Genomic DNA, 11,770 nt, shown 5'->3' on the forward strand with positions numbered 1-11,770 from the left:
ACGAACTCGGAGCAGTTGGTGAACCCGTGGAGCAGACGTATCGGCGTCAGCCTGGCCGCGTTGACCGCCGTAGCGTGCACGGCCGGGTCGGCATCCTCGGGAACCACCGACACCCAGTGGATCGCGGCCTGGGGCACTGCTATGCACGAAGCGATGCCGCTGAACGCCTCGAACTTCAGTTGCCGCAACGCCGAACGCGTCAGCGCGGACGGCACACAGATCCGCATCCGGCTGACCAACCAGTTCGTCCGCACGCCCACCACGTTCAACCGGGTCACCGTCGCGCAACGCGACACCGACAGCACCATCGTCCCCGCCACCCTGCACGAGGTCACCTTCGGCGCCCAATCCGTGGTCACGATCCCGGCCGGCAGCGAGGTGTTCAGCGACCCGGTACCCATGCCGGTCACCGCGGGCGAGCAACTCGCGGTCAGCGTATACACCGCCGGATCCGTCACCGAGTACCCCAACCACGAACTCGGGCTGATCGGTGAGTACTGCACCGACTTCAGCGGCGAAGCCGGGGACCACACAGGTGATCCCGGCCCGTATCCGGGCCGCGGGATCAACGTGGCCTGGGTGGCCGGCATCGAGGTGGCCGGTGGCCACACCACCGGCGCCGTAATCGTCCTCGGTGACTCGGTCACCGACGGAGCACACGCCACTGTCAACACCTTCAGCACTTGGCCGGACGTGCTATCACGCAGGTTGCAGGCCGCGGGCACGCCGCTGTCGGTCGTCAACGAAGGGGTCGCGGGAAACACCCTGATCACCCCCGGTGGAGTCGGCCCGACCGGGGCACAACGGTTCGACCGGGACGTACTCGGCCACAACGGCGCCCGAACAGTGATCATCGCCGAAGGCTCCAACGACCTCTACCTGGGCACGGACGCCGCCACCCTGATCGACGGACTCAACCAGCTGGCCGACCGGGCACACGCCGCCGGCCTCCGAGTCGTCGGTGCCACTGTGACCCCGCGTCGCGGTGGGTGGTTCGGCAACGACGACGCCAAGGACACCAACCGCGTCCAGGTCAACCAGTTCATCCGCACCGACAACCACTTCGACGCGATCATCGACTTCGACGCGATCATGCGCAACACCGACCCGAACTACCCCAACTCCGGCGCACCCGACCACCAGAACTGGCTCAACCCCGCGTGGGACAGCGGCGACCGCATCCACCCCGACAACAGCGGCTACGCCGTGATGGCCAACTCAATCAACCTGTCCACCTTGAACTGAACGGATTGCCGTCGCAAGGCGGACTGCGTGCCTCTGTCGGCGCCGTGGGCCGGGTTCGTTGACGCTTCGCCGTTGCCGCCGTTGCCGCCGCGGCGTCGGGCGCAGTGGCGGTCGGGGCTGGTGCGCCGACGGCGGCGTCTTCGCGGGCGGTCAGGCCGACGAGGTCCACCTCGGGCGTGGCGGCGATGCCGATCGGGCCGTTCCGCTCCCGCGCCGCGACCGCCCGCACGGGCCTGTCCGCGTCAACAGCGGTCTCCGGCTGAGCCGATACACGCTGAGCCCGGCTCGGTGGGCGCTCCAACGGGTCCAGGTCGGGCGGGGGCTCTGCGTCGCGGTTTTGGCCCGCTGAACCTGCAGACCCGACCGCGCCGAGCTGGTTCCGGGGCCCGTGTCGAAAGTACGGCTGTCAAACGTCCGCTATTGCCGATGATGGAGCGGTCGCCCCGCTGGGCGCTCAGGTAAGCTGCGCCAGGGTCCGGTCGATGTTTTGTTCCACGATCTCCAGCATCACCGGCCGATCCGGGAAATCACCGTCCAGGAGCCGCAACGGGCCCGCCACGAGCGACAGGTACATGGCGAGGCGATAGAAGCGCATTCGGTCTCGGTCCAGGCCGGCACGGCGGAAAAAGGGGTAATCGCTTCCGAAGCGCAGCTCCAGGAACGCGTGCTCCCATTCGACGTCGAAGAACATGGCACCCTCGATGTCGATCAGCACCGGCTCGTCATGGTCGTCGACCAAGACGTGATCGGGACCCAGCTCGCCGTGGATGAACCCGTACTCGGTACGGGGAGCCACAGCCGCGTGACGCTCGCACAAAAGATCCCGGAGGCGGTGTTCGACCGCCGCGAGCCGGTCGACGCGAGCCGCGGTCTCGGCGAGCTGGCCCAGCGCGCGGCGCAGCACGATCTGTTCCACCGGATCGGTGTCGCCGGCCCGGTCGACGCCCGGCCGGCCATATCGGTCGCGCCGGCTGTCCTGCATCGCCCGAACCACGTCACCGAGGCGGGCCAGCACACGCGATGCTCGCCGCGAGTCCCGTTCGCGCAAGGCTTCGAGCGTGCCGCCACGCACGTCTTCCAGTACGGCAACCTCGCCCGCGAGCAGGCTCCTGGAGCGGTCCACCATCACCACGCGGGGCACCCGGACGGCGATCGAGGACAGTGCGGCATGAGCGGCTTCGAACAGATCGAGCCCGTCGGCATGACCGAACGGATCGCTCTGATCCTGCGACGCCGCGTCCGGCCAGTAGTTCTCCTCGGCGTTCCACACGTAGGCGATGCTTGTCGTGCGGTCATCCAGCACGAGCCGGTAGACGCCCTTTTTGGAACCGCCACGCAGCCGTTCCACCGAGACCAGTTCGCGCTCCCCGAACGCCGCTCGCACAACGCCGAGCAAGTCACCTTCGCCGAGCCGCCCCCGGATCTCGACCATTTTCGCAGCCTACAACCAACGCCCGCTCATGCCGAGGAACCGACCTCTGCGGTACTGGTACAGCTTGTCGAAGATCAGTCGCCCAGCCAGGCCGCGATCGAGCTCAGCGCTGCGGTCTTCAGCTCGGCCGGCGCGGCCGAGCCGGAAGGCGTGTGCTGCCATGGCCCGAATGTGTCGCGATCCGTCGAAGGTCGCCAGGACGGCTTCTTGTCCGGCCAGACGCCACCCGCCGGTCGCGGCGGCCGAAACACCACCACGCCCGTGCCGGCCACCGTCATGGCCAGGTCCGAGCGAGCCGGTGAAACGTCTCCGGATCGCTGTGCACCGGCACCACGCAGAGCAGGTGGCCGCCGGGCGCGCGCAGTGTGTGACACTCCAGCCAACGCGAGACCGGCTTCGCGCCCAGAGCTGTCAGACGGGCTACTTCCGCCGACACGTCATCAGTCTCGATATCGACGTGATAGCGGGGCTCGTCGTCGACCGCCTGGATGTCGACGATCAACCCGGGGATGGCACCGTCCAGCGCAGTGAACTGTTCCTCGCCCACCACGGACCGTGCCGGAACCCCCAGTGCGGCAGACCAGAAACCCGCTGCCGAACCGGCTTCCGCGGCAGGCGTGTCAATGAAGATCCCGAACAGCCGACTGCGATGCACGACACGAGGCTATCCGACACGTGAGGCAGCCCGGCCCAGGCCCGGTTGGTGGCGAGCCGGCCGGGGCTGTTCCAGCACGCAGACGTCCGCTCGTGCCGATGTGCGGACGTTCGACTTTGCCACTGGCTACCACAACCTCTACGAGCGAAACGTGCCTCAGCGCGACGATGCCCGCAAAGAGGGGGCCGCCACTTCGAACAGAACAGACTTTTTCAGTCACCCCTCGTGCAGTGCTCGATGAGACCCATGCCATGAGAGAGCCACGCCAATGACACCCCCCAGGGGGGCAGCCGCTGTGAGCGAGCGGCTCACCGAGCACTTGGACCAGAGTCTGGCCGGACCCGATCCTGGGCCCAGTCTCGAGTAGCCGCCGACCGCAGCGCCGCGCGTACGCACGTGCCGATCAGGAAAGCGGAGCCTCGCCGGAACTGCGCCGGAGGATGGTGTCGTTGACGGTACGTGCGACGAAGGCCTGGTACTCCTCGCGCGGTTTGCCGTCCATCCGCACATAACGCACGTAGGCCTCGACACTGGTGATGACGCAGAGCGCCTCGACGAGGTCGTCGAAGGGCACGTCGGTCCGCAGCCAGTCGCGTTCGCCGACCACCCGGAGAACCTTCTCGACCTGCCCTCGCATGGACACGAGCCGCTCGGCCAAGGTGTCCCGGACCTCGCAGTCGCCGTGGGCCGCGGCGGTCACCGCGGTCCAGACCCCGGCGACGGGCTCGTTGATCGCCAGCATCGTCTCTCCGAGGTAGGCGCCGAACGCGCCCGGCTCACGGAGTTCGAGCATGTTCTTGCCGCGCTCGGTGTCGAAGAACTCGATGTCCCCTTCGACCCCGAAGGAGGCCACCGCGACCGCGGCCCACAGCAGTGCCGTCTTCGGCCCGTTGGCACGCACTGTCTCGACCGAGACCCCGGCCCGCTTCGCGATCCGCGCGAAGGTCGCCCCGTGGTACCCGCGCTCGCCGAACTCCTCGATGGCGGACTCGACCACCCGGCGTCTGGTCTCCGCGGCCTGGCGCTGCCGAAGCTCCGACCGGTAAGTGCGGGCGCCGCGATCAGCGTCCGACATATTGACTACCGACCCATACAGATGAATACTGCTCCATAGTATCCGACTCTATCTCCCCAGCGGCCGAGGGAGGGCGTCATGCCCTCGATCATGATCGCGACCATGCCCGTCCACGGGCACGTCACCCCGCTGCTCGCCGTCGCGCGGCACTTCGCCGGGCGAGGAGACCGCGTGCGCTTCCTCACCGGTGCCCGCTTCGCCGAACTCGTCGCAGCGACCGGCGCCGAGCACCTGCCCTTGCCGGCCGAAGCCGACTTCGACGACCGGCAGGACTGGAACCGGACCTTCCCCGAGCGCGCCGCGCTCAGCGGCACCCGGGCGATTGCCCACGACCTCGAGCACATCTTCGTCCGGCCCGGCCGCGCGCAACACGACGCCGTCATGGCCGCGCACGCCGCCGAACCGGCTGACGCACTCCTGGCCGACCCGGCCTTCATCGGCGGCGCGTTCCTCCTCGGCCACCCGCTCGGCGTCCGGCCACCGATCGTGATGTGCGGCATCTGCCCGCTGATGATCGCCAGCCGGGACACGGCCCCGTTCGGCACGGGGCTCATGCCGCTGCGCGGCCCGCTCGGCCGACTCCGCAACACCGCGCTCGCCTCACTCACCGCCAAGGTCCTCTTCCCGGCCATCGAGCAGATCGCCGACCGGACGTTCCACCGGGTGCACGGCCGCTCGATCCCGTTCGCAGTCCTCGACTGGCCCCGCCACGCCGACGCGATCGTGCAGTTCACCGTGCCCGAGTTCGAGTACCCGCGCTCCGACGCGCCCGCCACCCTGCACTTCGCCGGACCGATCTCGGCATCCGGTTCGCGGGCCCCGCTTCCCCCGTGGTGGCCGGAACTCGACGGCTCCAGGCCCGTCGTCCACCTCACCCAGGGCACGATCGGCAACAGCGATTACGGTCAGCTCATCGCACCGGCCCTCGACGGCCTCGCTGACGAGGACGTGCTGATCGCCGTGGCCACCGGCGGGCGCCCCCTCGATTCCCTGCCGCCGCTGCCCGCGAACGCCAGGGCCGCCGAGTTCCTGCCGTACGACGAGCTGCTGCCGAAGACCGACGTCTACGTCACCAACGGCGGGTACGGCGGCGTGCAGTACGCGCTGCGCTACGGCGTGCCGATCGTGGCCGCCGGCCGCCAGGAGGACAAGCCCGAAGTCATCGCCCGGGTCGCCTGGGCCGGTGTCGGACGCCGCATCAGAACCCGGATCCCCGCGCCGTCGACCATCCGTCGGGCTGTCCGCGCCGTCCTCGACGACCACCACTACCGCGACGCCGCGTGCCGCATCGCCGGACACATCGCCGGTACCCGCGGAGTCCACGAGCTCGCCGAAATCGTCGACGCGCTGGTGGCTGAACGAACGGCGAGTGAATGACACGGCCGCATGGCCCGTCTGTCATTCGCCTGACAACCGCACAAACGTATTGCCGAACTCGCCTTCGCGAGCGAAACCTGTCACAGAACCTTTAGCCCAGGACCCGTGAAGGCGGCTCGGGCAGTGCCCCGCGCGGTGGACACCTTGCTGCGGCAGGTCCAGCGTGCTGTCGGGTGGGCCGGCCAAGGGGCCACTCCGGTCAGCGGCCGCAACGCCACGGAGACGGCCGAGTTCGCCATCCGGCGGCCGGCCGTCAGCGCGGCACTCATTGAACCGGCCGCGCGGCCTCGTCTGGCGAGTACCTCTGAGAGGGCAGACCACGGTGGCATGCTCGGGCTACCATGAAATTCCGCAATACCTGGCGAAAAGTGACGGTTGTCGCCATAGCCGTTTCGGGGCTGATCACTGCGGCCGGCGTCAGCCGGCCGCGGCCGACACCCGCTGGGTAGGCGGCGAGGTCGGAATCTTCGGCAACGCGCCGACCTGCGTGAAGGTCTGGGTCAACGAGGAATCGTCACTCAGACCGGCCACGCGCTGAACCAGTGCGGGTACAGCCTCAACCTCAAGATCATCCGGGCATTCGGTGAGGACGGTCCGTGCGGGTCCGTGTCCGACGGCGTTGTCGGGGTGTTCGTCCGGCTTCCGCCCCGTCCTCCCCAGACGACAGGGTGGAAGGCGGGACGGGCGCTCGGAGGATCCAGTGGCCGCGCGGGCTCCAGCGGCGCACCGGCGCGTCGTGGTGCACACGGGAACCCGGCGGGACCATCGCGCCGATGATCCCGGTGAGAAGACGACCCTCGTCACGTTGTCGTGGCGGGGTCACGCGCCGTGCGGGCCGTCGAATGGATCTTCTTGATGTGGTCGCGGAGATCGGCGGCGCCCCGGTGGCCGAGACGGTCGTAGGTGGCCAGTGCGGCGTAGAGGTGTTCGAGGGCCGGACCGGTCTCGGAGAGAGCGAGGCGGATGGAGCCCAACTGTTCCCGTGCCTCCGCGACCAATATCTCGTCACCGGTGGCGGTGGCGAGGTGCCTGCCGCGTTCGGCGAGGTCGAGCGCCGGTCTCAGGTCGTCGCACTCGGCGCTGAACGCGGCGAAGTCGATCAAGATCTGAGCCTGGTCACGAAGGTTGGTATCCCGGCCGGCGGCTTCGAGCGCGCGTTGGAAGTACTGTCGCGCCTCGCGGGGCCGGCCGGTGAGCTGGTAGGCCTCCGCCAGGTTGCTGTGGATCATCGTGGTGAAGTGCCCGTTGCCCGCGACTCCCCGCGCTTCCTCTGTCGCCTCGTGCAGGACCTGGATCGCTTCGTCGGGGCGCCGGTCGTTGAGGTGGACCGCCGCCAGGTTCAGCAGTGCGGTGGCGGTGCCCAGCCGGTCACCGAGGGATCGACGCAGTTCGTAGGCTCGCTTACACGCGGCCACGGCGTCGTTCACCTGCCGGAGCAGACCGTACGCGATGGCCATCCGCCCGACGATGAGGGCCTCTCCCGCGACGTCGCCGGCGCGTACGGCGGCGTCGGCGGCGCGTCGGTAGATCTCGATCCACCCGGTGCGGGAGTAGCGGCGGTACAGCCACCCGTACATGGCCGCTGCGATCTGCCATGCGAATCCGGGGTGGTCCCGCTCGGCGAAGGTCACGGCGGCGATGAGGTTCTTTTCCTCGCGCCCGAGCCATTCCAGCGCGGCTGCCTCGTCGGTCGGTGTGATGGGGTGGGTGGTCGATTCGAAGTTGGGCCGCTCCCGGGGGCGGAGTACCCGGTCCGCCGCGTTCGCGGCGTCCCGGTACCAGGTCAGGACGCGGACGGCGGCGGCGTCCCGGTCGGCCCTGGTCGCGTCGGTGACGGCCCGATCGTGGGCGAAGAGCCGGACCAGGTCGTGCATCGCGAAGCGATCGGCGCCGGAGCTGACCACGAGGTGAGCGTCGGTGAGCTGAGCGAGCCGGTGCGCGGCGTGCGGCTGAGGCAGTCCGGCGAGGGCGGCGACGGCCGGCAGGGAGATGTCCGGCCCTGGCAGAAGACCCAGCAAAGCGTGTAGCCGGCGCGCCGGCGGACGCAGGTTGGCGTAGGACCGGTCCAGCGCCACCCGCACGGCCGCGTCCGGGTCGTCGGCCACCTGCAACGCGGCGAGCCTGCGGTCCGTAGCCAGTTCGGCGGCGTACCCGGTGACCGATAGGCTTCCGTTTTCGGCCAACGTGGCCCCGGCGATCCGCACGGCGAGGGGCAACCGGGCGCACAACCGAGTGATCTCGAGCGTTGCCGGGTGCTCGTTCGCGACCCGGTCGGCGCCGGCGATCTCACTCAGGAGCACACACGACTCGCGCGTGCTGAGCGAGCCGACCGTGATCCGCCGCGCGCCATCGAGGGCGACGAGTCCGTTCAGGCTGCCGCGGCTGGTCACCAGCGTGAAGCAAGCCCTGCCACCGGGAAGCAGCGAACGCACCTGGTCCGCGCTCGCGGCGTCGTCAAGGAGCACCAGCATGCGCCGGTCTGCCACCAGCGTGCGGAACAACGCCCCGGCCTCGTCCACCGACTTCGGCAAGTCCGCGACTGAAACACCGAGAGCGCCGAGCAACTGCGTCAGCGCGTCGGCCGGTGAGGTCGCCGGCAGGCCGGCGAATCCGTTGAGGTTCAGGAAGAACTGGCCGTCCGGGAAGCTGTCCCTTCTGCGGTGGGCCCAGTTCAGGGCCAGGGCGGTCTTGCCGGCGCCGGCCATGCCGGCCAGCACGACGACCGACGCGCGTTGCCGACCCGCGACCCCGAAAGCGTCGTCGAGCCTGGCGAATTCGTCGACGCGCCCGACGAACGGTCGCGTCGCCGCGGGCAGCTGGCGCGGCACCACCCGTTCCGCGGGCTTCGTGCGACCGGTCACGACCAGATCGGGGTCCGCCCGCAGGATGGCGTGATACAGCTGCTGCAGTGCGAAACCGGGGTCCGTCCCCAGCCTGTCGGCGAGCGCCGTGCGCGTGTCGTGGTAGACGGTGAGTGCTTCTGCGCCCCGGCCATCTCGATACAGGGCGAGCATGAGCGAGGAGACCAGTGACTCCCGGGTCGGGTGCTTGGCCACCAGGTCGGCCACCGTCGCCGTGGCCTGGCGATGCCGTCCGAGGGCCAGATCGGCCTCGGCCAGAGCCTCCCAGGCGGTCAGGCGCAGTTCGTCCAGCCCGGCGCCGAGCTGGTGCCTGAGATCCTCGTCGATCACGCCGGCGAGGAGCGGGCCGCGCCAGAGGTCGAGTGCGGCGCGGAGCAGGCACGCCTTCTCCTCGAGGTCGGTCGAGGCCAGCCCGCGAGTCACCGCCGTGCGGAACCGGTGGACGTCAATGGTTTCGGCGTCGGTTTCGATGAGGTAGGCCGGCCCCAGCGTCACGATCCGGCAGTCGCACCTGCCCTTCCGGCCGGGATCGAGCAGCCGGCGCAGGCGCGACACGTGTGTTTGCAACATCGCCCGGCCGTTCGGCGGCACGAATTCACCCCAGAGAACATCTTCCAGCCGGGCGAAGGACACCGGTTTGCCGGCTTCGAGCAGCAAAACGCCGAGCACCAGGCGTTGCGCGCGGCGCCCCAGCTCGAGGTCCTCGTTCCCCCTACTGACGCACATGGGGCCCAACAACCGGAATTCCATCTCTCCCCCCGCCGCATGATGCCCACTCGGGGGTCGCCCGTGTCAAGCCGCTGTCAAGGTGACCGGAGCAGACTCCGGGACACGGACAACAGAGCAGAGGAGTCAACGGATGTCTCGCGGGATCAAGAAACCCCTGGCCGTCGTCACCAGTGGTGCGACCGTTCTGCTCGGGCTGGTGCTCGGCGCCGGAACAGCGGCGGCCGACACCACCAGCTGCACCATCCCGTCCTCCGGCATCGGCTGCTCGACCAGGGCGGTTTCGGCGAACAGCGCGGAACACGCCGTCAAGATGACGGTGTTCGCGCCGGACGGCGGAACGACCACTTGCCGGGTACACGATGCCGTGAACGGGATTGAAGTGGGAATTCTCAGCAACAGCAGCCGTCTCGTCGCCAAGACCAAGAGGATCACCGGCCTCTACGCTTCCTACTTCCTGAGCTGCCTCAAAACGGGGAGCGGCGGTGGTGGCGGCGGCGCACTGACCAATGGATCGTGACAAACGGAAACAGAGGGAGGAAGCACGTGATTCGGAGAACCATTGCGCGCGGCACCACGATCGTGACCGCGGTCGTCGCCTCGCTGGGGCTGGCGACCACGGTGGCGCTGGCGGGCGACAACAACCACAACGGCCAGGTGGACTACGGCGACACGGGCACCGCGGTCTGGTGCGCGCAGCACGTCGTGCACTCCTACGCCGGGATCAGCGTCGGCAGCAGCGGCGAGGACAGCGATTTCGGCTCAGCGACGAGGCAGGGCGTCAGGAACTACCAGTCCCGGAACAGCCTTGGCATCGACGGTCAGGTGGGCCCGCTCACCGGGCACAACATGCGCGAGTTCGTGAACCAGCTGCACCACCAAGCGATCCAGGACCACGACAACGCCCTCGTGCAGGACACCCTGCACTGGTTGAACATCTGCCCGAGCGCAGCGAGCGTGTTCAACTGAGAGGAGACGCTCATGAGCAACCGGCCCGGCATGCTCGGACACCTCGCCGCCGGTGTCACCACGGTTCTCGTCGCGACGGCGCTGACGCTGCTGCCGTCCGGCGTCGCGTCCGCGGCGACACCGCTGTGCACCACCATGGTCAACGTCAACCGGGGCGGCAACAACCTCTCCGTGCCCGCGACCGGCGGCGGGAACGTCACCTGCCTCATCAGCAGGACCCAAGCGGCCAACTCCGCCGTCGTGCAAGGCCTGCAGTACACGCTGAAGACATGCTATCCGACCGTTCGCCTGGCGAGCCCCTACTCTAGCGAGCTGGTGGGAAACCTCGCCGCCGACGGCAGTTTCGGGCCGAGGACGGAGGCTGCCGTCAAGGGCGTGCAATCGACCATCGGCACCACTCCGGACGGCGGTTACGGCCCGAACACCCGAAACGCGATGCGATTCACGTCGAACGACGTGGCCGGCCGGTGCTACCACTACTAGCGACTGACCGGGGACGGCGCCGGCGGAACTATGTTCTGCCGGCGCCGCGCTTCGGGAGCCATCCGCCGGGCATCACGGTGGCTGCTGTCGTCGGACTTGCCGCCGGGCAGTGAGCTCGCCGATCATCCTCACCGGCTTCTCGACCTACTCGAGCCGAAGGCCGACACTTGTGGCAACTGACCGATCAGGGGTAGGTGGCCGACTGGTTCTGCCTACATCACCGGGGTGACGTACTCCCGTCCGCTCTTGCGGCCACGGTGGTGCACCAGGACCAGCGGAGCGCCCTCGAAGACCCCGCCGACCTGGCCCTCGTTCGCCCGGAACTCCGCGATGGTCTTCGCGTTCCGATCGAGCGGGTCGCTCATGTCGAACTCCTGTCTTCCGGGATGGGAGGAGAAAGCGAATCGTCTCCGTCGCGCAGGTGAGGCCGCTAGAGTGCTTCGGTGCCGGTTCTCACTGTCGTCCCCCTACGGCGTGGTCATCGCGCCGGCAATGTCGTCCAGGATGCCGAGCTGGCCGAAGATGATCGTGCCTTCCGGGTAGCAGTCGAACCGCTTGATCTTGCCGTCCACGATTTCGAAGACGTCGCAGCACGGTGCGTCCATCTTGTTGCCGGTCGGCGGGAGCACGCCCATCGGCGTGGTGAGCGGGCCGGTCTGCGTGCCCTGCAAGGCAAGCTGGACCACGACGATGTTCCCGGCGACGTACACCTGGTACAGCTCGCGGTGCATGTCGGGGAACGCTTTCGCGTAGACCACGACCGTGTCGCCCAGCTCCTGCCCGCGGTAGGTGACGCCGATGGAGTTGTCGGTGAAGGTGCCGTCTTCGGTGAAGAGGGCGACCCACCCGGGAACGTCCTGTTCCTCGGCGACACGGTAGGCGTTGCGGACGACCTGTTCGGAATCGAAACCCATGGAAGCTCCTGGATTCATGAGGGTGATGAACCC

General features: G+C 68.7%; 12 protein-coding genes. 5 read left to right on the forward strand and 7 right to left on the reverse strand.

Going from position 1 to position 11,770, the window contains the following annotated elements; all coding sequences use genetic code 11:
- Nucleotides 1–60: 60 nt before the first annotated feature.
- Nucleotides 61–1,245: a GDSL-type esterase/lipase family protein gene (locus ISP_RS33090; protein ID WP_230468474.1), complete on the forward strand. Its 1,185-nt coding sequence runs from the start codon at nucleotides 61–63 to the stop codon at nucleotides 1,243–1,245.
- 454 nt (nucleotides 1,246–1,699) lie between these two features.
- Here ISP_RS33090 and ISP_RS33095 read toward each other — a convergent pair whose 3' ends face one another.
- The 4 genes from ISP_RS33095 to ISP_RS33110 form a co-directional block, all read right to left on the reverse strand.
- Nucleotides 1,700–2,677, reverse strand: coding sequence for a phosphotransferase family protein (locus tag ISP_RS33095; protein WP_013228234.1), 978 nt, complete (start codon nucleotides 2,675–2,677; stop codon nucleotides 1,700–1,702).
- 74 nt (nucleotides 2,678–2,751) lie between these two features.
- Nucleotides 2,752–2,955 (reverse strand): hypothetical protein, encoded by a 204-nt coding sequence (locus ISP_RS33100; RefSeq protein ID WP_014467462.1) that lies wholly within the window; start codon nucleotides 2,953–2,955, stop codon nucleotides 2,752–2,754.
- A complete protein-coding gene (locus tag ISP_RS33105) occupies nucleotides 2,952–3,332 on the reverse strand; it encodes a VOC family protein (RefSeq protein ID WP_161790920.1) in 381 nt (126 codons plus the stop codon). Before ISP_RS33105 ends, ISP_RS33100 begins: the two co-directional genes overlap by 4 nt.
- A 403-nt stretch (nucleotides 3,333–3,735) precedes the next feature.
- Entirely contained in the window at nucleotides 3,736–4,329 is a 594-nt protein-coding gene (locus ISP_RS33110; protein WP_013228236.1) for a helix-turn-helix domain-containing protein, read from the reverse strand.
- A 156-nt stretch (nucleotides 4,330–4,485) separates the two neighbouring features.
- On the opposite strand from ISP_RS33110, the gene ISP_RS33115 reads away from it, so the two are divergent.
- A complete protein-coding gene (locus ISP_RS33115; protein WP_013228237.1) occupies nucleotides 4,486–5,784 on the forward strand; it encodes a glycosyltransferase in 1,299 nt (432 codons plus the stop codon).
- Between the two features lie 800 nt (nucleotides 5,785–6,584).
- Here the strand turns inward: ISP_RS33115 and ISP_RS33120 are convergent.
- Nucleotides 6,585–9,371 carry an AfsR/SARP family transcriptional regulator gene (locus tag ISP_RS33120; RefSeq protein ID WP_013228238.1) on the reverse strand — a complete coding sequence of 929 codons (2,787 nt, stop codon included), beginning with the start codon at nucleotides 9,369–9,371 and terminating at the stop codon, nucleotides 6,585–6,587.
- Nucleotides 9,372–9,504: 133 nt separating this feature from the next.
- On the opposite strand from ISP_RS33120, the gene ISP_RS33125 reads away from it, so the two are divergent.
- The 3 genes from ISP_RS33125 to ISP_RS33135 are packed head-to-tail and all read left to right on the forward strand — an operon-like array spanning nucleotide 9,505 to nucleotide 10,823.
- On the forward strand, nucleotides 9,505–9,891 hold the full coding sequence (locus ISP_RS33125) for a hypothetical protein (protein WP_013228239.1): 387 nt from the start codon (nucleotides 9,505–9,507) through the stop codon (nucleotides 9,889–9,891).
- Nucleotides 9,892–9,917: 26 nt separating this feature from the next.
- Entirely contained in the window at nucleotides 9,918–10,340 is a 423-nt protein-coding gene (locus tag ISP_RS33130; protein WP_013228240.1) for a peptidoglycan-binding domain-containing protein, read from the forward strand.
- Nucleotides 10,341–10,352: 12 nt separating this feature from the next.
- Entirely contained in the window at nucleotides 10,353–10,823 is a 471-nt protein-coding gene (locus ISP_RS33135; RefSeq protein WP_013228241.1) for a peptidoglycan-binding domain-containing protein, read from the forward strand.
- 212 nt (nucleotides 10,824–11,035) lie between these two features.
- On the opposite strand, the gene ISP_RS33140 is transcribed toward ISP_RS33135, so the two are convergent.
- Both ISP_RS33140 and ISP_RS33145 read right to left on the reverse strand, forming a co-directional pair.
- Nucleotides 11,036–11,188 (reverse strand): nitroreductase/quinone reductase family protein, encoded by a 153-nt coding sequence (locus ISP_RS33140; RefSeq protein ID WP_014467463.1) that lies wholly within the window; start codon nucleotides 11,186–11,188, stop codon nucleotides 11,036–11,038.
- 102 nt (nucleotides 11,189–11,290) lie between these two features.
- On the reverse strand, nucleotides 11,291–11,737 hold the full coding sequence (locus ISP_RS33145; RefSeq protein WP_013228242.1) for a nuclear transport factor 2 family protein: 447 nt from the start codon (nucleotides 11,735–11,737) through the stop codon (nucleotides 11,291–11,293).
- Nucleotides 11,738–11,770: the final 33 nt, after the last annotated feature.

This window comes from Amycolatopsis mediterranei (genome assembly GCF_026017845.1).
Lineage (GTDB): Bacteria > Actinomycetota > Actinomycetes > Mycobacteriales > Pseudonocardiaceae > Amycolatopsis > Amycolatopsis mediterranei.

Bases quoted from the DNA above. Each gene is read 5' to 3' on its own strand.
- ISP_RS33095 (WP_013228234.1), bottom strand. From the start codon at position 2,677: ATGGTCGAGATCCGGGGGCGGCTCGGCGAAGGTGACTTGCTCGGCGTT.
- ISP_RS33100 (WP_014467462.1), bottom strand. From the start codon at position 2,955: ATGACGGTGGCCGGCACGGGCGTGGTGGTGTTTCGGCCGCCGCGACCG.
- ISP_RS33115 (WP_013228237.1), top strand. From the start codon at position 4,486: ATGCCCTCGATCATGATCGCGACCATGCCCGTCCACGGGCACGTCACC.
- ISP_RS33120 (WP_013228238.1), bottom strand. From the start codon at position 9,371: ATGTGCGTCAGTAGGGGGAACGAGGACCTCGAGCTGGGGCGCCGCGCG.
- ISP_RS33125 (WP_013228239.1), top strand. From the start codon at position 9,505: ATGTCTCGCGGGATCAAGAAACCCCTGGCCGTCGTCACCAGTGGTGCG.
- ISP_RS33135 (WP_013228241.1), top strand. From the start codon at position 10,353: ATGAGCAACCGGCCCGGCATGCTCGGACACCTCGCCGCCGGTGTCACC.
- ISP_RS33140 (WP_014467463.1), bottom strand. From the start codon at position 11,188: ATGAGCGACCCGCTCGATCGGAACGCGAAGACCATCGCGGAGTTCCGG.
- ISP_RS33145 (WP_013228242.1), bottom strand. From the start codon at position 11,737: ATGGGTTTCGATTCCGAACAGGTCGTCCGCAACGCCTACCGTGTCGCC.